Source organism: Streptomyces sp. NPDC054887, assembly GCF_053610585.1.
In genome coordinates this window covers 70,199-91,942 of the sequence record NZ_JBSGYQ010000009.1, presented here as the reverse complement: position 1 = coordinate 91,942, position 21,744 = coordinate 70,199, and the positions used below count along the sequence as shown (strand labels likewise).

21 protein-coding genes are annotated in these 21,744 nt (G+C 72.4%); 12 read left to right on the top strand and 9 right to left on the bottom strand.

The genetic code is table 11. The annotated features are described in order from the left end of the window. The first annotated feature begins 11 nt into the window (after positions 1–11). The 5 genes from thrC to ACWGH0_RS07530 all read left to right on the top strand — a co-directional run bounded on the left by thrC (position 12) and on the right by ACWGH0_RS07530 (position 5,529). Positions 12–1,310 carry a threonine synthase gene (gene thrC, locus ACWGH0_RS07550; protein ID WP_453403212.1) on the top strand — a complete coding sequence of 433 codons (1,299 nt, stop codon included), beginning with the start codon at positions 12–14 and terminating at the stop codon, positions 1,308–1,310. Then, complete coding sequence (locus ACWGH0_RS07545) at positions 1,307–1,582, top strand: MoaD/ThiS family protein (RefSeq protein ID WP_453403211.1); 276 nt, start codon at positions 1,307–1,309, stop codon at positions 1,580–1,582. Before thrC ends, ACWGH0_RS07545 begins: the two co-directional genes overlap by 4 nt. A 447-nt stretch (positions 1,583–2,029) precedes the next feature. Next, positions 2,030–2,233 carry a cold-shock protein gene (locus tag ACWGH0_RS07540; RefSeq protein ID WP_005315736.1) on the top strand — a complete coding sequence of 68 codons (204 nt, stop codon included), beginning with the start codon at positions 2,030–2,032 and terminating at the stop codon, positions 2,231–2,233. A 314-nt stretch (positions 2,234–2,547) separates the two neighbouring features. Then, a complete protein-coding gene (gene groL, locus ACWGH0_RS07535) occupies positions 2,548–4,170 on the top strand; it encodes a chaperonin GroEL (RefSeq protein WP_453403210.1) in 1,623 nt (540 codons plus the stop codon). 195 nt (positions 4,171–4,365) lie between these two features. Next, entirely contained in the window at positions 4,366–5,529 is a 1,164-nt protein-coding gene (locus tag ACWGH0_RS07530; RefSeq protein WP_453403265.1) for a S8 family peptidase, read from the top strand. Positions 5,530–5,604: 75 nt separating this feature from the next. Here the strand turns inward: ACWGH0_RS07530 and ACWGH0_RS07525 are convergent, their stop codons facing one another. Together ACWGH0_RS07525 and ACWGH0_RS07520 are read right to left on the bottom strand one after the other, a co-directional pair. Continuing rightward, positions 5,605–5,811, bottom strand: coding sequence for a DUF397 domain-containing protein (locus ACWGH0_RS07525; RefSeq protein ID WP_453403209.1), 207 nt, complete (start codon positions 5,809–5,811; stop codon positions 5,605–5,607). After that, positions 5,795–6,634: a helix-turn-helix domain-containing protein gene (locus tag ACWGH0_RS07520; RefSeq protein WP_453403208.1), complete on the bottom strand. Its 840-nt coding sequence runs from the start codon at positions 6,632–6,634 to the stop codon at positions 5,795–5,797. Before ACWGH0_RS07520 ends, ACWGH0_RS07525 begins: the two co-directional genes overlap by 17 nt. A gap of 115 nt (positions 6,635–6,749) precedes the next feature. Between ACWGH0_RS07520 and ACWGH0_RS07515 the strand changes: the two genes are divergently transcribed. Together ACWGH0_RS07515 and ACWGH0_RS07510 are read left to right on the top strand one after the other, a co-directional pair. Then, positions 6,750–6,965: a hypothetical protein gene (locus ACWGH0_RS07515; RefSeq protein WP_453403207.1), complete on the top strand. Its 216-nt coding sequence runs from the start codon at positions 6,750–6,752 to the stop codon at positions 6,963–6,965. Continuing rightward, positions 6,962–7,183, top strand: coding sequence for a hypothetical protein (locus ACWGH0_RS07510; RefSeq protein WP_453403206.1), 222 nt, complete (start codon positions 6,962–6,964; stop codon positions 7,181–7,183). Before ACWGH0_RS07515 ends, ACWGH0_RS07510 begins: the two co-directional genes overlap by 4 nt. Positions 7,184–7,258: 75 nt before the next feature. On the opposite strand, the gene ACWGH0_RS07505 is transcribed toward ACWGH0_RS07510, so the two are convergent. The 3 genes from ACWGH0_RS07505 to ACWGH0_RS07495 form a co-directional block, all read right to left on the bottom strand. After that, a complete protein-coding gene (locus tag ACWGH0_RS07505; RefSeq protein ID WP_453403205.1) occupies positions 7,259–8,767 on the bottom strand; it encodes a PTS transporter subunit EIIC in 1,509 nt (502 codons plus the stop codon). Between the two features lie 40 nt (positions 8,768–8,807). Further along, positions 8,808–9,755: an N-acetylmuramic acid 6-phosphate etherase gene (murQ, locus tag ACWGH0_RS07500; protein WP_453403204.1), complete on the bottom strand. Its 948-nt coding sequence runs from the start codon at positions 9,753–9,755 to the stop codon at positions 8,808–8,810. Positions 9,756–9,819: 64 nt separating this feature from the next. Then, on the bottom strand, positions 9,820–10,716 hold the full coding sequence (locus tag ACWGH0_RS07495) for a MurR/RpiR family transcriptional regulator (RefSeq protein ID WP_453403264.1): 897 nt from the start codon (positions 10,714–10,716) through the stop codon (positions 9,820–9,822). Positions 10,717–10,908: 192 nt separating this feature from the next. Between ACWGH0_RS07495 and ACWGH0_RS07490 the strand changes: the two genes are divergently transcribed. Continuing rightward, positions 10,909–11,268 carry a hypothetical protein gene (locus ACWGH0_RS07490; RefSeq protein ID WP_453403203.1) on the top strand — a complete coding sequence of 120 codons (360 nt, stop codon included), beginning with the start codon at positions 10,909–10,911 and terminating at the stop codon, positions 11,266–11,268. Next, complete coding sequence (locus ACWGH0_RS07485) at positions 11,265–11,531, top strand: DUF4031 domain-containing protein (RefSeq protein ID WP_453403202.1); 267 nt, start codon at positions 11,265–11,267, stop codon at positions 11,529–11,531. Before ACWGH0_RS07490 ends, ACWGH0_RS07485 begins: the two co-directional genes overlap by 4 nt. Before the next feature lie 77 nt (positions 11,532–11,608). On the opposite strand, the gene ACWGH0_RS07480 is transcribed toward ACWGH0_RS07485, so the two are convergent. The 3 genes from ACWGH0_RS07480 to ACWGH0_RS07470 form a co-directional block, all read right to left on the bottom strand. Next, the gene (locus ACWGH0_RS07480; protein ID WP_453403263.1) at positions 11,609–12,829 is read right to left on the bottom strand and encodes a Cmx/CmrA family chloramphenicol efflux MFS transporter; all 1,221 of its coding nucleotides are present in this window, start codon (positions 12,827–12,829) and stop codon (positions 11,609–11,611) included. Between the two features lie 123 nt (positions 12,830–12,952). Further along, positions 12,953–13,618: an HD domain-containing protein gene (locus ACWGH0_RS07475; RefSeq protein ID WP_453403201.1), complete on the bottom strand. Its 666-nt coding sequence runs from the start codon at positions 13,616–13,618 to the stop codon at positions 12,953–12,955. 125 nt (positions 13,619–13,743) lie between these two features. Beyond that, entirely contained in the window at positions 13,744–16,002 is a 2,259-nt protein-coding gene (locus ACWGH0_RS07470; protein WP_453403262.1) for a heavy metal translocating P-type ATPase, read from the bottom strand. Between the two features lie 298 nt (positions 16,003–16,300). Here ACWGH0_RS07470 and ACWGH0_RS07465 point away from each other — a divergent pair, with 298 nt between their 5' ends. Beyond that, positions 16,301–16,996, top strand: coding sequence for a copper homeostasis protein CutC (locus tag ACWGH0_RS07465; protein WP_453403200.1), 696 nt, complete (start codon positions 16,301–16,303; stop codon positions 16,994–16,996). 535 nt (positions 16,997–17,531) lie between these two features. Here the strand turns inward: ACWGH0_RS07465 and ACWGH0_RS07460 are convergent. After that, positions 17,532–19,562 carry a HelD family protein gene (locus tag ACWGH0_RS07460; RefSeq protein ID WP_453403261.1) on the bottom strand — a complete coding sequence of 677 codons (2,031 nt, stop codon included), beginning with the start codon at positions 19,560–19,562 and terminating at the stop codon, positions 17,532–17,534. 501 nt (positions 19,563–20,063) lie between these two features. Here ACWGH0_RS07460 and ACWGH0_RS07455 point away from each other — a divergent pair. Both ACWGH0_RS07455 and ACWGH0_RS07450 read left to right on the top strand, forming a co-directional pair. Then, positions 20,064–20,264, top strand: coding sequence for a hypothetical protein (locus ACWGH0_RS07455; RefSeq protein WP_453403199.1), 201 nt, complete (start codon positions 20,064–20,066; stop codon positions 20,262–20,264). 72 nt (positions 20,265–20,336) lie between these two features. Next, a complete protein-coding gene (locus ACWGH0_RS07450; protein ID WP_453403198.1) occupies positions 20,337–21,713 on the top strand; it encodes a glycosyltransferase 87 family protein in 1,377 nt (458 codons plus the stop codon). The last annotated feature ends 31 nt before the right edge of the window (positions 21,714–21,744 follow it).

Below are 21,744 nucleotides of genomic sequence, written 5' to 3'. Positions count from 1 at the left end.
GCCTCGCCACCATGGCTGTGCAGTCTGCTGAAGCCGATGCAAGCACCACGAATTCCCTGCCCGTCGACCTGGGCCCCGCCACCGCGCTTTCCTGCCGCGAGTGCGGAGAACGATTCGAACTCGGTCCCATCTTCGCGTGTTCTTCCTGTTTCGGCCCGCTCGAAGTCGCCTACGAGCTGCCGCTCGGTGACCCGGAGCGCCTGCGCAAGCAGATCGAGGCCGGACCGGACAACATCTGGCGGTACGCGCCCCTGCTGCCCGTGCCCGCCGACGTGGCCGGCAAGCCGAGTCTGAACCCGGGCTTCACCAAGCTCGTCAAGGCCGACAACCTGGCCCGCGAGCTGGGCGTCACCGGTGCTCTGTACGTGAAGGACGACTCCGGCAACCCGACGCACTCCTTCAAGGACCGTGTCGTCGCGATCGCCGTCGAGGCCGCCCGCGCGTTCGGCTTCACGACGCTCTCCTGCTCCTCCACCGGCAACCTCGCCGGCGCGGTCGGCGCCGCCGCCGCGCGGGCCGGTTTCCGCTCGTGCGTGTTCATCCCGCACGACCTGGAGCAGGGCAAGGTCGTCATGGCCTCCGTCTACGGCGGCGAGCTGGTCGGCATCGAGGGCAACTACGACGACGTCAACCGCTTCTGCTCGGAGCTCATCGGCGACCCGCTGGGCGAGGGCTGGGGCTTCGTCAACGTCAACCTGCGCCCGTACTACGGCGAGGGCTCCAAGACCCTGGCGTACGAGATCTGCGAGCAGCTCGGCTGGCGGCTGCCGGACCAGCTCGTCATCCCGATCGCCTCGGGCTCGCAGCTCACGAAGATCGACAAGGGTCTGAAGGAGCTCATCGCCCTGGGGCTGGTCGAGGACAAGCCGTACAAGATCTTCGGCGCCCAGGCCGAGGGCTGCTCGCCGGTGTCGACGGCCTTCAAGGCCGGGCACGACGTCGTACGGCCGCAGAAGCCGAACACGATCGCCAAGTCCCTCGCGATCGGCAACCCGGCCGACGGCCCGTACGTGCTGGACATCGCCCGGCGCACGGGCGGCGCGGTCGAGGACGTCAACGACGAGCAGGTCGTGGACTCCATCAAGCTGCTGGCCGAGACGGAGGGCATCTTCGCGGAGACCGCGGGCGGCGTGACCGTCGGCGTGACGAAGAAGCTCATCGAGGCCGGCCTGCTGGACCCGACCCTCACCACCGTCGTGCTCAACACGGGCGACGGCCTGAAGACCCTTGAGGCGGTGGCCCCGACGACGGGCCAGTCCGCCGTCATCCGCCCCAACCTGGACTCTTTCCGAGAGGCTGGCCTCGCATGAGTGTCAACGTCCGCATCCCGACCATCCTTCGTACGTACACGGACGGCAAGGCCGAGGTCGCGGCCGAGGGGGCGACCCTCGCCGACGTCATCGCCGACCTGGAGAAGAACCACGCCGGCATCGCGGCCCGTGTGCTGGACGACCAGGGCAAGCTGCGCCGCTTCGTGAACGTGTACGTCAACGACGACGACGTGCGCTTCGAGCAGGGTCTGGAGACCGCCACGCCCGACGGCGCCGGCGTTTCGATCATTCCGGCCGTCGCCGGAGGCTGATTTCGGTCGTGTGAGTGGCTGATATTGCCCCGCACGCCTCTCCGCACGTTCATTGCCCCCTCCGCCACAGAAAGCGGAGGGGGCAATTCTGCATGGTTGAGCGCGGTACAGTTGGGGAAGCCCCCTCCGCCGCCTGTGCCGGACGCATATGAGAATGCGGCCCCGCGCGGTGAGAAGCAGTCAAAGTACCGGACCGAATTGCCCGCCCATGTGCGACTTGTCCGGACCGACTTGCCCGGGAAACCTGAGAATTATTCGCTTTCGCGCGTTCCCCCATGCCCAGATTTCTCGTCGGATTGACCTGTTGCAGAGGGCAGTTGGGCAGATACATTCAGCGGCGGTCGACGCGTTCCGGCGCACGCCCTCTCCTGTCGGAGGGCGGAGGAGTCTGACCCAGGGCCCGCGAAGTGCGGTCCTGTGCAAGGGCCAGTAATAGGGGAGTTAGGCATGGCTCAGGGCACCGTCAAGTGGTTCAACGCGGAGAAGGGGTACGGCTTCATCGCGGTCGACGGTGGTGCGGATGTTTTCGTCCACTACAGCGCGATCCAGATGGACGGGTACCGCACCCTTGAAGAAGGTCAGCGAGTCGAATTCGAGATCTCGCAGGGCCAGAAGGGTCCGCAGGCGGACATGGTCAAGCTCGCCGTCTGATCTCGGCGCGAACGGCCACCGACGCACTCACGCATGAAGGGTCTGTACCCCGCACCGGGTACAGGCCCTTCCTGCGTGCCGGGCCGCTCCGGACGTCTGTCCACATCCGAGGGAGACGCTTGCACTCGAAGGGGTCGAGTGCTAATCATTGGCGGTAGCACTGTTAGCACTCTCCCAGTGAGAGTGACAGAAGGACCGGGCCGGTGAGGCCCGCAGGCCTGGTGGGACAAGGAAAACCACCAGGCAGGCTGGCCGTCCGTCGCGGGCGCCACTCGGTCCGGAGAATCCACCCCAGTCCGGGAGGACCACTTCACATGGCCAAGATCATCGCGTTCGACGAGGAGGCACGGCGCGGTCTCGAGCGCGGGATGAACCAGCTCGCCGACGCCGTCAAGGTCACCCTCGGCCCCAAGGGCCGCAACGTCGTCCTCGAGAAGAAGTGGGGCGCCCCCACGATCACCAACGATGGTGTTTCCATCGCCAAGGAGATCGAGCTCGAGGACCCGTACGAGAAGATCGGCGCCGAGCTGGTCAAGGAAGTCGCGAAGAAGACCGACGACGTCGCCGGTGACGGTACGACGACCGCGACCGTCCTCGCCCAGGCTCTGGTCCGCGAGGGCCTGCGCAACGTCGCCGCCGGCGCCAACCCGATGGCCCTCAAGCGCGGTATCGAGAAGGCCGTCGAGGCCGTCTCCGCCGCTCTGCTCGAGCAGGCCAAGGACGTGGAGACCAAGGAGCAGATCGCTTCCACGGCTTCCATCTCCGCCGCCGACACCCAGATCGGCGAGCTCATCGCCGAGGCGATGGACAAGGTCGGCAAGGAAGGCGTCATCACCGTCGAGGAGTCGCAGACCTTCGGTCTCGAGCTTGAGCTCACCGAGGGCATGCGCTTCGACAAGGGCTACATCTCGGCGTACTTCGCCACCGACATGGAGCGCATGGAGTCGTCGCTCGACGACCCGTACATCCTGATCGTCAACTCCAAGATCTCCAACGTGAAGGACCTCCTTCCGCTGCTGGAGAAGGTCATGCAGTCGGGCAAGCCGCTGCTGATCATCGCGGAGGACGTCGAGGGCGAGGCGCTGTCCACGCTCGTCGTCAACAAGATCCGTGGCACCTTCAAGTCCGTCGCCGTCAAGGCTCCGGGCTTCGGTGACCGCCGCAAGGCCATGCTCGGCGACATCGCCATCCTCACCGGTGGCACCGTCATCTCCGAGGAGGTCGGCCTCAAGCTGGAGAACGCCGGTCTCGACCTGCTCGGCCGCGCCCGCAAGGTCGTCATCACCAAGGACGAGACGACGATCGTCGACGGCGCCGGTGACAGCGACCAGGTCCAGGGCCGCGTCAACCAGATCCGTGCCGAGATCGAGAACTCCGACTCGGACTACGACCGCGAGAAGCTCCAGGAGCGCCTGGCGAAGCTGGCCGGCGGCGTGGCCGTCATCAAGGCCGGTGCCGCCACCGAGGTCGAGCTCAAGGAGCGCAAGCACCGCATCGAGGACGCGGTGCGCAACGCCAAGGCCGCCGTCGAGGAGGGCATCGTCGCCGGTGGTGGCGTGGCTCTGCTCCAGGCCACGGCCGTCTTCGAGAAGCTCGAGCTCTCGGGCGACGAGGCGACCGGCGCCAACGCCGTGAAGCTCGCGCTGGAGGCCCCGCTCAAGCAGATCGCCGTCAACGGTGGTCTCGAGGGTGGCGTCGTCGTCGAGAAGGTGCGCAACCTGGCCGTCGGCCACGGTCTGAACGCCGCGACCGGCGAGTACGTCGACATGATCGCCGAGGGCATCATCGACCCGGCGAAGGTCACGCGTTCCGCGCTCCAGAACGCCGCGTCCATCGCCGCGCTGTTCCTCACCACCGAGGCCGTCATCGCCGACAAGCCGGAGAAGTCGTCCGCGCCTGCCGGTGGCGGCATGCCGGGCGGTGACATGGACTTCTGATCCGCGAGGATCAGCGGCTCCATTCGCCGTACCGCGTACGCGACCGAGGGCGGCACTCCCACTGCGGGGGTGCCGCCTTCGGGCGTTTCCGCGTTCACCCACTTCGGTGCACTTACTGAATGTATTCAAACCACCACGGCGAGTGATTGCGCTTGATCGTTTCTGCATGGTGCCATCGTGACCATGCCGAATTCCATGAGGATCGCCCTCGCGGCCGCCGCCGCGGCTGTCCTGGCGACCGTAGGACCGTTGTCCGCCTCCGCGACGGAGCCCGACCGCTCCACGCCCGCGCCGCTCAGACTCGTGGACCAGGCCGTCCCGGGTCAGTACCTCGTCGAAACGAAACCCGCGTCCGACGTCGCCAAAGTGGCGAGCCAGGCGGGCGTGACACCGCTGTTCAGTTTCACCAAGGTCATGCACGGCTTCGCCGCCAAGCTCACCGACGCCCAACTGAAGCTCGTACGGGCCGATCCGCACGTGGCGGCCGTGGAGCAGGACGCCAAGGTCACCGTGAAGGGACCCGCCGCCTCCTGGGGGCTCGACCGGATCGACCAGCGCGCCCTGCCGCTCGACAACCAGTTCACCGCCGCCGCCACCGGCGCCGGAGGGGTCGCGTACATCCTCGACACCGGCATCGACTACCACCACGCCGAGTTCGGCGGCCGTGCGCGGTTCGGCTTCGACGCGTTCCAGGGCGAGGGGCGCTTCGGGGCGGACTGCCAGGGGCACGGCACCCATGTCGCGGGCACGGTGGCAGGCGCGACGTACGGCGTGGCACGCCGTGCGCAGCTCTACAGCGTCCGCGTCATCGACTGCGAGGGCAACGGCAGCAACGCCACGGTCGTCGCCGGCCTCGAATGGGCGGCCTCCCACGCGGCACGGGACCCCGAGCGGCCGGCGGTCCTCAACGCGTCGCTCGGCGGCCCCAAGTCGGAGCTGGTGAACAACGCCGCCGACGCCCTTGCGAACAGCGGTGTCCTGCCGGTCATGGCGGCGGGCAACGACTCGAAGGACGCCTGCACCGTCTCCCCGGCATCCGCCGAACGGGTGGTCACCGTAGCCGCGTCCGACCGCGCGGACGCGGAGGCCCCGTTCTCCAACCACGGCACCTGCGTGGAGCTCTACGCGCCGGGCACCGAGATCGTCTCGGCCAGACTCGGCGGCGGCAGCGTCGCCCTGAACGGTACGTCCATGGCCTCTCCCCACGTGGCCGGCACCGCCCTGCTCTACAACAGCACCAACCCCGCGGCCACGACGGAGGAGATCGCCGCCTGGCTCGACACCACGTCCACCAAGAACGTCCTGTCGGGCGTCACCCCGGGCACTCCCGACAAACTCCTGTTCACAGGCGGTCTCTGACCTCCTGCGGTGGCAGCCTGCCCTCCACCCCCGGCTCGGGGTGGAGGGCAGGCGTCGTCGTGCGTGCGGTTGCGTCTACCGCCGCTTGAGACCGCCGACGAAGGCGGACCAGGCGGCGGCCGGGAAGACGAGAGCCGGGCCGGCGGGGTTCTTGGAGTCCCGGACGGGGACGATGCGGGGGTCGCTGTCGGAGACCTCCAGGCAGTCGCCGCCGCTGCCGTCGCTGTAGCTGGACTTGTGCCAGGTTGCCGCGCTCAGGTCGTACTCAGGGCTGCTCTTCATGGCCATAATCCTCCGCCACTGATGCGATCAGGGCCAGGGAGTCCTTGGGCGACAGTGCGATGGCCGCAACCAGATCGTAGGCCAGTTGATGGCGAGCGACCGTGGCCGGGTCATCCTCTAACTGGCCGGCTCCGGGCCCCTGCAGATAGGCGAGTGGGGGTGCGTCTTCAAAGGTCATCAGCTTGAGGGCCCCACCCATGGCCGCATGACCGCCTGCGGCGAAGGGCAACACCTGGACAATGGCCCTGTGGCGGCGAGCCACAGCCGCCACATGGTGCAGCGCCCCCGCCATCTCCGCCCGCTCGCCCACCGTCCGCCGCAGCACCGCCTCGTCCAGAACCACCCACAACAGCGGCTTTGTTGGGTCGTCCAGCAGGTGGGCGCGCTCCAGCCGCGCCGCCACGAGGCCGTCGATCACCTCTTCCGTCGCCGTCGGCTGGTACGCGCGGAAGATCGCCCTCGCGTACGGCTCCGTCTGCAACAGGCCGGGGATGAGCAGCGGCGCGTACTCCTTGATCGCCGTCGCGATCGCCTCTGCCTCGGCCGCCTCGGCGAAGTGGTCCGGGTACTTCGACTTTGTGGCCGCCCGGCAGTTCCGCGCGAAGAATCCGCCCGTCTCCAGGATCTCGTCTATCTTCACGGCGTACTCCGGCATCATCCGACGAGTGCCCGCCTCCAGTTGGCCGATGAACGAGCCACTGACGAAGAGCGGCTGGCCGAGTTCCTCCTGAGTGAGGCCCACTTTCTCGCGCGCGTGGCGCAGTTCCGCGCCCAGCAGCGCGCGTGGAGAGGACGACGGATCGAGGTCCTTTGGACCGGGCATGGCAACTCCCTGTCGTACATATGGGGTTGTTGGGCGGCCTTCTGCCCCACGGTAGTGCCGGATCGGCCACTCTGTGTGAGGAAAGCGAACACTCAGCGTGTGGAGGTGCCTGGACATGGTGGTGCGATCGCCGGAGCGGCTGCGGGCCGCGGAAGAAGTGGTGGCCCAGTTGCGGAAGGGGCTCGGGGTGGTGGAGGTGACGCTGCCGTCGCTGCGGGTGGACGTGGTGTCGCTGGCCAGCGACGCCCGGTATCCCCTGGTGGACCTGGGGCGTTGCAATCTGGACACCGCGCTGCGGCTCGCCGCCGTACTCCAGGCGCTGAAGGCATGACGGAGGGGGAACCGCCGGAGGCGGGAGCGTACGCGGTGGACGTCCGGGACGGGCGGGTGGGCCGGGTCATGGGCCGGGTGGGCACTTACGTACAGCTACGACCGCCCGGCGGCGGCAAGGAGTGGGACTGTCCGCCGCAGGACGTGCGGCCGGTCGCGCTCGGTGAGGTGCTGAGAGCCCGCGTGAGAGAGATCAACGCGGAGGGCCGGCTGCCGTGAGGCGTGGCGCACGACGGCAGCACCCCGTGCGGGGTGCCGCCATCGGGCGCTCGCGGTCTCGGTGAGGCGGTGGGGTCAGAGTGCGGCGGGCGCCTTCTCGGAGGCGCCCGGAGAGGGCGGCGGGGCCGGTGTCCCGGAGGCTGCGATCAGGCCGCCGGCGGGGTCGTCGGCGTTCAGGTCGGTCAGCATCTGCCGGCTGAAGCCGAAGAAGTACGTGGCCAGGAACCCGGCGGCGTAACCGACGGCCAGTCCGCCGGCGTACACGGCGACCATCACGCCCATGCCCTGGTTTCCGGCCAGGAGGGGGAACAGGGCCCAGCCGGACGGGCCGATGGCGGTGGAGCCGAAGGAGTCCCCGAGCTGGTTGAACAGGCCGACGAAACCGCCGCCGAACGCGCCGCCGACGCAGGCGGTGACGAACGGGCGGCCGAGGGGCAGCGAGACGCCGTAGATGAGGGGTTCGCCCACGCCGAGGAAACCGGCGGGGAGCGCGGACTTGATGGTGCGTCGGACGGATCCGTTGCGGGGGAGGCGGACGTACACCGCGAAGGCCGCGCCGACCTGGCCCGCGCCGGCCATGGCGAGGATCGGGAGCAGGACGGTGAAGCCCTGCTGCTCGATGAGGGTGGTGTGGATCGGGATGAGGGCCTGGTGCAGACCGAGCATGACGAGGGGCAGGAAGAGTCCGCCGAGCACGAAGCCGGCCGCCGCGCCGCCGGTGGACAGCAGCCAGTCGGCGAAGTGGCCGATGGCGGAGGCGACCTCGCCGGCCACGAACATCAGGCCGAAGACGGTGACGAGGCCCGAGACCAGGACGGTGAGGGTGGGCGTCACCAGGACGTCCAGGGCTTCGGGGACCCACCGGCGGCACCACTTCTCGACGTACACCGCGAGCACCGCCGCGCCGAGCGCGCCGAGCACTCCGCCCTGGCCGGGCGAGAGCGGCTGGCCGAACGCGTCGGCCTTCGCGACGCCCGGGAAGACGATGATCGCGGCGACCGCGCCGCCCAGGATGGGGGTGCCGCCGAACTCCTTCGCGGTGTTGAGGCCGACGAAGACGGCGATCAGGGCCATGAAGCCGGTGGCGATCGCGGCGAGCGCGGGGGTGACGGCGGGGAGCAGGCCGAGGTTGACCAGCAGGCCGTTGAAGCCGGCGATGACGCCGCAGCCGATGAGGGCGGGGATCAGCGGGACGAAGATGTTCGCGATCCTGCGCAGGAAGAGCTTGAACGGGGTGGCGTTGCGCGTCTTCTGTTCGGCCCGCAGGGCGGCGCCCCGGTCGGCGAGTTCGCCGGCGGTGAGGGGGGCGGGCGCGGCGCCCGCGCGTTCCTCCTCGACGAGGGCCTCGAACTCCGGGGTGACCCGGGCGACCGTGCCGGGGCCGAGGACGATCTGGTAGGTGGTGTCCTCCACCACGCCCAGGACGGCGGGCAGGGCCGCCAGGCGTTCGTCCTGGACGAGGGAGCGGTCGCGCAGGCCCAGCCGGAGGCGGGTCATGCAGTGGGCGATGGAGGTGACGTTCCCCGCGCCTCCGACGAGCGGAAGGATCGCGGCGGCGGTGGCGCGGTTCTTGTTCTCTGTCATGGTGCGTGGTGCCTTGCTGTGCGGGGGTGGTCCCCCCAGTTCAGGCGGTACGGGCGGCGGCGGCCCGCAGCGCCACGCGCAAGTGGCCGCCCGCTTCGCCGAGAAGGCGGGCGGCGGTGGGGCCGTCGACCGACCCGAGGAGCACCAGGATGGCGTTCTTCACCTCGCCGTCGGTGGCGGTGAGGGCGGCCTCGATCTCCGTGTCCTGCGCACCGGTGGCGAGCGCGACGATGCGGCGGGAGCGGGCGTGCAGCTTCTCGTTGGAGGCGCGTACGTCGACCATGAGGTTCCCGTACGTCTTGCCCAGCCGGATCATGGTGATCGTCGAGAGCATGTTGAGGACGAGCTTCTGGGCGGTGCCCGCCTTGAGGCGGGTCGAGCCGGTCAGGAGCTCGGGGCCGACGACGATCTCCAGGCGGTGCTCGGCGGCGGCTCCCAGCGCGCTGTCCTCGTTGCTGGACAGGCCGATGGTGAGGGCGCCGGTGCGCCGGGCGTGCTCGACGGCGCCGATCGCGTACGGGGTGCGGCCGGAGGCGGAGATGCCGACGACGGTGTCGTCCGGGGTCAGGCCCAGTGCGTCGAGGTCGGCCGCCGCCAGCTCCTTCGAGTCCTCCGCGCCCTCGACCGCCTTGATCATCGCGGTGGGGCCGCCGGCGATCAGGCCGACGACCTGGGACGGGTCGGTGTTGAAGGTCGGCGGACACTCGCTGGCGTCCAGTACGCCGAGCCGTCCCGCCGTGCCGGCGCCCGCGTAGACGAGACGGCCGCCGCGGGCCATGCGCGCGGCGGTGGCGTCGATGGCGGCGGCGATCTCGGGGAGCCGGGCGGCGACGGCCTCGGGGACGGAACGGTCCTCGCCGTTCATGATCCGGGCGATCTCGGCGGTCGGGAGCCGGTCGATGTCGGCGAGCTCGGGGCGGAACGCCTCGGTGGTGAGGGTGGCGAGCTGGGCGCGCAGTTCGCCGTACGGGCGGGAGGTGGAGGTCATGGGGAGTGCGGCTCTTTCTCGTCGTACTGCTGCGGATCCGTGCCGGGGTTCTTGACCCCGGCGGTCAGCGGCTGCCGCCGCGCGGAGCGTGACGGTGGGCGAGGGCCTCGTAGGAGGCGGCGAGGGCGGGCGCCGCCGTCTCGTACGTGCGCTGGGCGACGCCTATGAACAGGCAGTCCACGACGAGGAGCTGGCTCGTACGGCTGGACATGGCGGCCGGGCGCAGTTCGCTCTCGCGGGCGGTCGACGTGGTGAGGACGTGGTCGGCGTACTGCGACACGGGCCCGTCGGGGCGGCCGGTGATCGCGACCGTGGTGGCCCCCCGGTCGAAGGCGACCCGCAGCGGCTCGATGGCGTCGCCGGTCGAGCCGGAGTGCGTGATGGCTATCGCCACGTCGCCGGCGCGGAGCTGGACGGCGTTGGTGACGGCGAGGTGCGGGTCGGCGTGGGCGTGCGCGATGAGGCCGATGCGCAGCAGTTTCTGGGCGAGGTCCATGCCGACGAGGGAGGAGGCGCCGACGCCGTAGATGTCGATGCGGCGGGCGGTGGCGAGGGCGGTGACGGCCGCGCCGAGCTGGACGGTGTCCAGACCGGCGGCGGTGTCGGCGAGGGTCTGCTGCTCGTCGTACGCCAGCTTGGCCACAACGTCGGCGATCGGGTCGTCGACGGCGATGTCGGCGGTCACGGAGGGCGCGCGGCCGGACTGCTGCTGGGCGGCGAGCCCGGCGAGCGCGAGGCGCAGGTCGCGGTAGCCGGGGTAGCCCAGCAGGCGGGCGGTGCGGACGACGGTCGCCTCGCTGGTGCCCGTGAGTTCCGCCAGGCCGGTGACCGTGAGGGCGGCGCACCCGGCCGGGTCGGCGGCGACGGCTTCCGCGACGCGCTGCATGGAGCGGGTCATGGAGGGGGCCAGGGTGCGGACCTTGGCCGCGAGGGCGGCGGGGGCCGGCGGGGCGGCGGCCAGGGTGCGGACCTTGGCCGCGAGGGCGGCGGGGGCCGGCGGGGCGGCGGCGCGGGCGGTCGCGGTGAAACTTTCCTTCACGGGATTGGTCACGAGTGAAAGATATTTTCGACCGGTGAGGGCCGTCAACCCCTGGTGGGCGGGACGGCGGACGTGGTTCGCGGCGGCCGGGGCAGGGCGCGCGACAATGGCTGCATGGATCCCATTCCCTCCCCCGTGGAGCAGGCGTTGCACGCCGCCCGCGCCCTGGTCATGGCGGACCTCGCGGCCCGGGAGGTGGCGCAGGCGGACGTCGTGTCGATGGTGGAGGACGCGGTCGTGCACCGGCGGTGGTGGGTGGAGCAGTGGCCCGAGGGCGCGGCGTACGTGACGGGGCTGATCGCCCAGGACGTGCAGGACGCGCTGCTGGAGAAGTACGGCCGGTGGCCGATCTGCCCGGTGTGCACGGACGTGGAGCCGCACGCGCTGGAGGTCGCACCGGAGCTGGGGCCGGATCCGCACTGGGTGTGCGCGAAGGCGTCCGTGATCGTGGCGCCCGTCGGCGGCCTGCGGTGACGGTGTACATCGACCCGCCGACGTGGCCGGGGCACGGCCGGATGTGGTCGCACCTGGTGAGCGACGTCTCGTTCGAGGAACTGCACGCGTTCGCGGCGTCGATCGGCTGTCCGCCGAAGGCGTTCGAGCGGGACCACTACGACGTGCCGGACGTGCGGTACGCGGACGCGGTGGCGGCCGGGGCCGTGGAGGTGGGCTCCAAGGAGCTCGTACGCCGGCTGACGGAGGCGGGGCTGCGGCGGCCCAAGGGGCGGTCGGCGTAGGGGCGGCGCCGGATCAGCCAGGGACGGCCGCCCCGGTGTCCGGCAGCCCGCCCCGGCGTGGGTGGGCGGAACCGGCGTCAGCCGCGTTCGGTGGGCACGGGCTCCTGGGCGGCCGGTGCCGGTGTGGACGCCGAGGACGCCACCAGACGGGAGCGGGACCGCTGAAGCCGCAGTGAGAGGACCACCGCCACCAGCGCCAGCACGGTCATCGCCGCGCCCGCCCACGCCGTGGACGCGAAGCCGAAGCCCGAGTCGATGACGGTGCCGCCCAGCCACGGCCCGCCCGTGTTGCCCAGGTTGAACGCCGCCGTCGTCGTCGCCCCCGCCAGGGTCGGGGCCGCGCCCGCGACGTTGAACATGCGGGCGTTGAGCGCGGGCGCCGTGTAGAACGCCGAGAGGCCGAGCAGGAACGACAGCGCCACGGCCACCACCGGGCCGGACGCGAAGAGGGCCAGTACGACGAGGAACACCGTCGACGCCGCGATGCCGCTGATCAGTACGCCGAAGAGGTGCGCGTCCGCGACCCGGCCGCCCACCGTCGTACCCACCAGCGCGCCGATGCCGAACAGCGCCAGGACGGTGGGCACCCAGCCCGCTTCCAGCCCCGCCACGTCCGTGAGCAGCGGCGCGAGGTAGCTGAACGCGCAGAACACGCCGCCCGCCGCGAGCGCCGTGATCGTGATGGCGAGCCAGACCTGGCCGTCGCGGTAGATCGCCAGCTCCTTCCCGAGGCGCGGCTTCCGCTCCGGCAGCGGGATGCGGGGGATCGACGTCACGACGCCCACCAGGGCGAGCGCGGAGGCCGCGCCCACCGCCCAGAACGCCGAGCGCCAGCCGAGGTGCTCGCCGAGGAACGCCCCGGCCGGGACGCCCAGCACGTTCGCGATGCTCAGCCCGCCGATCATGACGGCCATCGCCCGCGCCCGCGCGTTCACCGGCACCATGGCGATGGCGACCGCCGCGCCCACCGCCCAGAACCCGGCGCACGCGAAGGCGCTCACCACGCGCGAGGCGAACAGCAGCTCGTACGAGGGCGCCAGCGCGCCGGCGACCTGACCGAGGCCGAACACCGTGATCAGGGTGATCAGGGTCGTACGGCGGGGGAGACGCAGGGTGGCGACGGCCAGCAGGGGCGCGCCGATCACCATGCCGATGGCGAAGGCCGAGATCAGCAGCCCGGCTCGCGGGATCGAGACGTCCATGTCGGCGGCGATCGGCGGGAGCAGCCCGGACAGCATGAACTCGCTGGTGCCGAGGGCGAAGACCGCCAGGCCGAGTATGTAGACGGCGAGGGGCATGCGGGAGCGTCGGTCGGCAGAGGCAGGCATGACAGGGGAGAACACCGCGGGGGCGGGTGGCATTCCCGGGCGGGTCCGGGCGCGGGGCGGACACGGGGCCCGGCGTCGGGCCGGTCGTGCCGCTCAGACGGTGAGCAGGTCCAGCTCCGTGGACAGGTTCTGGCGTGCCCGCGCCTCCCACTCCGTCCGCCCGTGCGGCGTACGGAACAGCGCGGGCAGGCCCAGGAGCTGCCGCAGGACCGCCGCGCGCCCCTCGCGGAACGCGTCGTCGGGCACGAAGCCGTACTCCTCGCGGACCGCCGCCGCGTAGGCGGCGTACGGCTCGGGGGCGGCGGCCAGGATCGCCAGGTCCGCGTCGCAGAGCGCCTCGCCGTTGGTGTCCCCGGGGGCGGGGTCGTGGGTGGCGGTGAGGCGCACCAGGCGGGCGACCTCGGCGGTGCGGGCCGCGTCGAGACCGAGCTCGGCCAGGGCGCGCTCGGCGAGCAGGGCGCTGCGCTCCTCGTTCTCGGAGCGGTCGGGGCGGTACACGGCGTCGTGGAACCAGGCGGCGAGGCGCACGGCGGCCGGGTCGTCGGCGTGGCCGGCCAGTGTGTCGAGGTGGCCGAGGACTGCCACCAGGTGGTCGGTGCGGTGGTAGCGCCGCTGGGGTTCGGCCCAGCGGGCGAGGAGGTTCTCGGCGTACGGGCGGGGGTCGGCGGACAGCTCGCCGCCGGCCGGCAGGGTGTCCAGCCAGCGGCGGACCAGGTCGTCGTGCGCGGGGTGCGGCGGGGTGGCGGCCGTGGCGTTCATGGGCTTCATTCTGCCGCGACGCCGGCCGCCGCTCCCGGCGGTCTCCCGGATCCGGCGGCCCGTACGCGTGCGTCCGCCCCTGTGCCGGGCCGGAGCGCGACCGGCTTGGCACAGGGGCGGTCCGGTCAGGCGCCGGCGGCCTTGAAGCCGCGCAGGCGCAGCGAGTTGCCGACGACGAAGACGGAGGAGAAGGCCATGGCCGCTCCGGCGATCATCGGGTTGAGGAGGCCGGCGGCGGCCAGGGGGAGGGCGGCGACGTTGTAGGCGAAGGCCCAGAAGAGGTTGGACCTGATGGTGCCCAGCGTCCTGCGCGACAGGCGGATCGCGTCGGCCGCCGCGAGGAGGTCGCCCCGTACGAGCGTCAGGTCGCCCGCCTCGATGGCGGCGTCGGTGCCCGTGCCCATGGCGAGGCCGAGGTCGGCCTGCGCGAGGGCGGCGGCGTCGTTGACGCCGTCACCGACCATGGCGACGCTGCGCCCCTCGGCCTGGAGCCGCTTGACGACGTCCACCTTGTCCTCGGGCATGACCTCCGCGAAGACCTCGTCGATGCCCACCTCGCGGGCCACGGACTCGGCCACGGCCCTGTTGTCGCCGGTCAGCAGGATCGGTGTCAGGCCCAGCGCGCGCAGCCGGCCGATCGCCTCCGCGCTGGTCTCCTTGACCGCGTCCGCCACCTCCAGGACCGCGCGTGCCTCGCCGTCCCAGGCCACCGCGATCGCGGTGCGGCCCGCCGCCTCGGCCTCGGCCCGGGCCCGTTCGAGTCCGGCGGGCAGCTCCATCGCCCAGTCGGCCAGCAGCCGGGTGCGGCCGACCAGGACCGCGTGGCCCTCGACGACGCCCTGCACACCGAGCCCGGGTACGTTCGCGAAGTCCTCGGGGGTGGGCAGGGGGCCGCCCGTCCGCTCGACGGCTCCGGCGGCCACGGCCCGGGCGATCGGGTGCTCGGACGCGTGCTCCAGGGCGCCCGCCAGGCGGAGTACCTCCTTCTCGTCCGTCGACGCGGTGGTGTGGACGGCGAGCAGGGTCATCCGGCCGGTGGTCACCGTGCCGGTCTTGTCGAGGACGATCGTGTCGGCCCTGCGGGTGGTCTCCAGTACCTCGGGGCCCTTGATCAGGATGCCGAGCTGGGCGCCGCGGCCGGTGCCGACCATGAGGGCGGTCGGGGTGGCCAGGCCCAGCGCGCAGGGGCAGGCGATGATCAGCACGGCCACGGCGGCGGTGAACGCGGCGGTCAGGCCGGCGCCGGTGCCGAGCCAGAAGCCGAGTGTGCCGAGTGCCAGGGCGATGACGACGGGGACGAAGACGGCGGAGATCCGGTCGGCCAGGCGCTGGGCGGACGCCTTGCCGTTCTGGGCGTCCTCCACGAGCTTGGCCATGCGGGCGAGCTGGGTGTCGGCGCCGACCCGGGTGGCCTCGACGACCAGGCGGCCGCCGGCGTTGAGCGTGGCGCCGGTGACGGCGTCGCCGGGGGCGACCTCGACCGGCACGGACTCGCCGGTGAGCAGGGCGGCGTCGACGGCGGAGGTGCCTTCGACAACGGTGCCGTCGGTGGCGACCTTTTCGCCCGGGCGGACCAGGAAGCGGTCGCCGACGGCCAGGTCGGCGGTGGGGACCGTCTCCTCCCGGCCGCCGTCGCGCAGTACGGTCACGCTCTTGGCCCCCAGTTCCAGGAGTGCCTTCAGGGCCGCGCCCGCCTTGCGCTTGGAGCGCGCCTCGAAGTAGCGCCCGGCGAGTATGAACGCGGTGACGCCGGCCGCCGCCTCCAGGTAGATGTTCCCGGCGCCGTCGCCGCGCGCGACGGTCAGCTCGAACGGGTGCGTCATGCCGGGGGTGCCGGCCGTGCCGAAGAACAGCGCCCACAGCGACCACAGGAACGCGGCCGACGTGCCGACCGAGATCAGGGTGTCCATGGTGGCCGCGCCGTGCCGCGCGTTGGTCCACGCGGCGCGGTGGAAGGGCCAGGCGGCGTACGTCACGACGGGGGCGGTCAGGGTCAGCGACAGCCACTGCCAGAACTCGATCTGGAGGGCGGGGACCATGGCCATCGCGACGACCGGAACGGCGAGGACGGTCGCGGTGATCAGGCGCTGCCGGAGCGGGCGCAGGGCGTCGGCGTCCTCGTCGGCCTCGGCCCGGGTGCCGGGTCCGGTCGTTCGGGCGGTGGTCCCGCCGGTGCCGCCCGGTGGGGGGTCCGTGCGTACGGGGGGCGGCGGCTCGGCGGTGTAGCCGGTGGCCTCCACTGTGGCGATCAGGTCCTGCACGGAGACGTCCTCGCCGCGGTAGGCGACCTTCGCCTTCTCCGTGGCGTAGTTGACGGTGGCCTCCACGCCGTCCATCCGGTTCAGCTTCTTCTCGATGCGGGCGGCGCAGGAGGCGCAGGTCATGCCGCCGATGAGGAGCTCGACCTGGGTTGCGGGGGTGGACGTCGTGGTGGCGGTTGTGGTGGCGGTGGCGGTGGCGGGCGTGCTGGGCACGGGGGCTCCTCCGGGTGACGGGGTCCATCGGCTGTATATACCCCAGGGGGGTATCTTCTCGGGTCATGTATACCCCCGGGTGCGGGTGTGCGCAAGGCGTGAGGGTGGCGTGGTTGCCGCGACTTGTTGATGCGTCGAGGAGGTGGGGGCTCTAGGGTGGATATTGGACTAGACCTGTAGTCGCCGTTTTCCCGAGGAATGGGGTTCCATGAACAACCGTGCAGTCCTGGAGGTGATCGCCCTCGACGCGCAGGACGCGGTCGCCGCCCGGTCCGGAGGTGCGGACCGGCTGGAGCTGGTCACCGACATGGCGGCGGACGGTCTGACTCCGTCCCGCGAGACCTTCGGACGGATCCGGGCGGCGGTGGACATTCCGCTGCGTGTGATGCTGCGGCTGGCGGACGGGTTCCTCGCCGGGGACGTCGACGAACTGGTGCGGGTGACGCGGGGGTTGCTCGCGGAGGGGGCGGACGAGTTCGTACTCGGCTTCCTCGATGCGGACGGCAATCCGGACCTCGTCACGGTCGAGCGGGTGGTCGCGGAGATCGAAGGGTGCCGGTGGACGTTCCACCGGGCGATCGACCGGGCGGCGGACCGTGACGCGCTGCGCAAGCGGCTGGCGGAGCTGCCGGGCCTGGACACCTACCTGACCGCCGGTGCGGCGGAGGGCGTGGACGCGGGGCTGCCGGTGCTGGTGGCGGAGGCGGAGGCCGGGCGGCGGGGCGCGCCGGGGTACGCGCCGCAACTGCTGGTCGGCGGGGGGCTGCGCCTGGACCACCTTCCGGCGCTGCGGGCGGCCGGGATCGACGCGTTCCACATCGGGGGCGCGGCGCGGCCGGGGGGCTGGGGGGCGCCGGTTTCCGCGGAGGCGGTGCGGGGGTGGCGGGGGGTGCTGGACGGGTAGGCGCGGGGGGTCTGTGCGGTGCCGGGGCCGGTGCGGGGCGGTGGTGCGGGTCCGATGCGCGGGGCGGCGCGGGTGCGCTTCGCGGTGCGGCTGCGGTGCGGTGCCGGTGCGCTGCGGGCGGTGCGGGTGCGGGGCGGGTCGGCTGCCCGGGGCGGTGCGGGTGCGGGTCCGCTGCGCGGGGCTTTCCCCGACCCGCCCCTTCCCGAACCGGGGCGCCGCCCCGGGCCCCGGTCCTCAAGCGCCGGACGGGCTGGTGGGTGACGGAGGGCGCTGCCCGGGCCCCGGATGCCCTGCGGGCGTGTCCTCAAGCGCCGGACGGGCTGGTGGGTGGGGGAGGGCGCTTCCCGGGTCCTGGACGCCCTGCGGGCGTGTCCTCAAGCGCCGGACGGGCTTGATGGTGCTGGGCGGCCAGGTCAGGCAGGGCGGGGTGCGGTCAGCCCGGCCCAGCCCGCGCGAAACCAGCCCGGCCCAGGCCGGCGCGGTCGGGGCGCCGCAGGCCGGCCAGGTCGTGGCAGCTTGATCGCGGCAGGGCGGCTCAGGTCAGGGCGGGCGGGAGTGGGGTTGTGTGGACCACCGTCAGGCCCGAGACCGCTCGGGTCAGGGACACGTACAGGCGGCGCAGGCCCGTTCGTTCGTCCGGCTCGCCCGCGACCACCGCGGCCGGCTCGTCCAGTACCACGTAGTCGTACTCCAGGCCCTTCGCCAGCGACGCCGGCACCAGCGTCAGGCGGGACTCCGCGGTCGTCTCCTCGCCGGGGGAGAGGTACGCGTGGCCCGCCGCCGTGAGGGCCTCCGCCAGTTCCCCGATGCGCGCGTCCGCCGCGATCAGGCCCGTCGAGCCCTCGTTGTGCAGCGCCTCGGCGCACGCCGCCACCACCGCGTCGCAGAGGCCGTCCGCGTCCACCCGCCGTACCGCCAGCGCCCCCGCGCTCTCCCGTACGGACGACACCGGCGCCAGCCCGGGTGAGATCTCCGGCAGCAGCCTCGACGCGTACGCGATGACGTCGCGCGGCACGCGGAAGCCCGCCGTCAGCTCCTCGACCGCCGCCTCCGGCTTGCCCAGGTGCCGCAGGGCCTCCGCCCAGCTCGACGTCGCCCACGGCGTCGTGCCCTGGGCGAGGTCGCCCAGTACCGTCGCCGAACCCGTCGTGCAGCGGCGTCCCACCGCCCGGTACTGCATCGGCGACAGGTCCTGCGCCTCGTCGAGCACCACGTGCCCGAGCGAGTGCGTACGCGAGATCAGGTCCGCCGCCTCGTCCAGCAGCACCACGTCCGCCGCCGACCACTTCGCCGTCTTCACCGACCGCGCCGGCTTCGCCCACAGGATCCGCTTCTGCTCCTCCGCCGAAAGCACCCCGTGCGCGTGTTCCGCCAGGAACTCCGCGTCGGAGAGCAGCCGCAGTACGAGCTTCGCCGGGTCCACCGCCGGCCAGATCGCCTTGACGGCGGCCTTCACCGCCGCGTTGCGCGCCACGGCGTCCTGCACGCGGTCGTCCGGCGCCTCGCCGGCCTGCTCCATGCGGACCAGCACCGCGTGCGCGATGCGCTGCGGCAGCGCGTCGTGCGCCGCCCCGTAGCGGATGTCGCGGGCCAGCAGCTCGCCGACGATCTCCTCCAGTTCGTACGCCGGGACGCGCCACCTGCGCGAACCCCGCACCACGACCACCGGCTCCGTGGGTACGGCGGTGACGTGCGAGCGCAGGGCCCGGCGCAGCACCTCCGCCATGCGCGCGTCACCCTTGACGACGGCCGCCTCCGCGTCGTCCGTGCCCCGCACCTCGCCGTGCACCGCCACCAGGTCGTCCACCGTCGCCTGCTTCACCTCCAGCTCGCCGAGCGCGGGCAGGACCTGCTCGATGTAGTGGAGGAAGGACTTGTTGGGGCCGATGACCAGCGTGCCGGTACGGGCCAGCCGGTCCCGGTGCGCGTACAGGAGGTACGCCACGCGGTGCAGGCCCACCGCCGTCTTCCCGGTGCCGGGGCCTCCCTGCACGCAGACGCTGCCGGACAGACCGGACCGTACGATCTCGTCCTGCTCCGGCTGGATCGTCGCCACGATGTCCCGCATGGGACCGACGCGCGGGCGCTCGATCTCCGCCTGGAGCAGCTTGCTCGTCTGCTCCGCCTCCGCCGGGTCGGAGAGGTGCTCGTCCTCGTACGCCGTGAGTTCGCCGCCCGTGTAGCCGAAGCGGCGGCGCAGCCCGACGTCCAGCGGGTCCTTCTTCGACGCGCGGTAGAACGGCTGGGAGACGGGGGCGCGCCAGTCGATGACCATGGGGTCGCCCCCGGCGTCGTGGACGTGCCGGCGGCCGATGTAGAAGCGCTCGCCCTCCGCGCCCTCGGCCTGTTCGGCGCCGACGACGTGGAGGTAGTCGAGGCGGCCGAAGAAGAGCGGGGTGTGGGAGAGGTCCGCGAGCGACTTGATGCGTTCCTCGATCTGGGCGCCGAGGACGACGGCGTTCACCCAGTTGGCGGTGACGTCCCGGATGTCGAGCGCCTCGGCGTCCTCGCGCATGGCGCGCAGCGCGGCGCGCGAGGCGGTGAGGTGGGCGCGTTCGCGGCTCAGGGGGTCGGAAGAACCGGGAGGGCCGGGGAAGCCGTCGGTGGCGTGGGCGGAGGGGGCGGGGCGGGCGGTGCCGCTGGGGGACGGGTCGGGATCGAGCGCGGGCACGGTCTTGCCTCCGGAGGGGTTCACGTGGGTGTCGCGGGGTTCGCGTGCGATCACGCGGGATCGCGGCGTGGACCGGCCGGTTTCCGTCCGGGCGGCGGCGCTCCGAAGAGGGAGGCGGGAAGACCGGGGAGTGTACTCGCGGGGGCGGGGCGCGGGCCAATGGATTTACGGGGCGGTCACGGAGAAGTGGCGCGGCGGGCGGGCCGGGGCGCGGGCCCCGGCTTCCGCAGAGGCGGGCCGCAGTCGTGCCGACGCCGGGGCGCTGCCCCGGAGAGGGGCCGTCGGCGGCCCCGAGGCTGTCTCGGGTTTGGGGTAGGTCCCCGGGAGGAGGTGGGTGGGCCGGAGTTCAGTCCCCAGACCGTTGTGCGCGAAATGCCCGAAATTCATCATGGAGGTATGAGTTCACTGACCTTCAGCCCAGGCCCCTCCGCCCCTCGCCCCTCCGGTCGGGCCCCCGGCGCCACCACCGTGGGCGGCGCCCGGACCGGTCTTCGGATCGGCGAAGTCCTGCACGCCGTCAAGGTGTTCGCGGGCGCCGCGTTCAGCGTGGTCGTCCTCGGGGAGTACGCGCAGGAGGCGGGCGTACGGCGCCGCTGATCCGCGCCCGCCCGTCCGCCGTCCGCCGCCGCGCAGCCGATCCGGGTCCGCTGATCCACTAGGGTCGCGGCCGTGGACGAACGCAGCGTGACACCTCGATCACTCGCCGTACCGGCCCGGACGCCCGTCGGCGTCCTGCTCGCCGTCTCGCTGGCCGCGCTGGCCACGCTGTGCGTACTCCAGCACATCCCGATGGCCGACACCCTCGTCTACCGGGCGGAAGGCGCGGCCGTCGCCAACGGCACCGACCTGTACGGGTTCACCGTCACCCAGTGGCAACTGCCCGCCACCTACCCGCCGTTCGCCGCCATCCTCTTCGTGCCGACGACCTGGCTGCCGCTCGGCGCGCTCAAGGTCGCCTTCGCCGTCGGCAACACCGCGCTCCTCGCGCTCCTGGTCCACCTCTCCTGCCGCTTCGCCGGGCTCCGGGGCGGGCCCGTGCTCGTACTCGCCGGCACCGCCCTCGGCGTGTGGCTCGAACCCGTCTTCCAAACGATCGTTTTCGGTCAGATCAATCTCGCCCTCGCCTGCCTCGTCCTGTGGGACCTGACCCGTACGGACGACGCCCTCGGCAAGGGGTTCGCGCTGGGGGTGGCGGCGGGCGTGAAGCTCACGCCCGCGATCTTCATCGTCCACCTGCTGCTGACCGGCCGGGTGCGCGCGGGGCTCACCGCGGTCGCCTCGTTCACCGGCACGGTACTGCTCGGCGCGCTCGTACTCCCGCACGCCAGCGTCGACTTCTGGACCCGGCGCCTCTTCGAGACCGGGCGGGTCGGCAAGGCGTGGATCGTGGACAACCAGTCGCTGCAAGGACTGCTGGCCCGTCTGATGCACCAGCCCGAGCCGGGAGCGGTGTGGTCGGCGGCCGCGGTGCTCGTCGCGGCGGCCGGTCTGTGGGCCGCGCGCCGGGCGGCGGGGGCGGGGGGCGAGACGTGGGGCGTGCTGGCGACGGCGGCGACGGCGCTGCTGGTGTCACCGATCAGCTGGACGCACCACTGGGTGTGGTGCGTGCCGCTGCTCGCGGTGCTCGTGGCGGAGGGGCGGGGGAAGGCGGCCACGGCGGTGGCCGTCGTCTTCCTGGCCCGCTCGCTGTGGCTGGTTCCGCACGAAGGCCCGCTGGACCTCCGGCTTCCCTGGTGGCAGCAGCCACTGGCGTCCCCGTACCCCCTCCTGGCCCTCGCCCTGCTGGCGTACGCGGTGGCGGCGCCGGGGCGCGCCAGGCGCCGGACCACCCTGCCGGGCCGTACGCACGGCCCACTGCCGACGGGGAGCCCCGGGGGCAGAGACGACGTCTTCGGCCACAGCGGTCCCAGCGGCCCCACCGAACCAGCCGGCCCCACCGAACCAGCCGGCCCCACCGGATCAACCGGCCCCACCGGATCAACCGGCCCCACCGGATCAGCCGGATCAGCCGGCCCCGCAGGCGTGAAGGCCCGGTCCGGCCTCTGACGGCAGGGGCGGTACGACCCGCCCCTCAGCG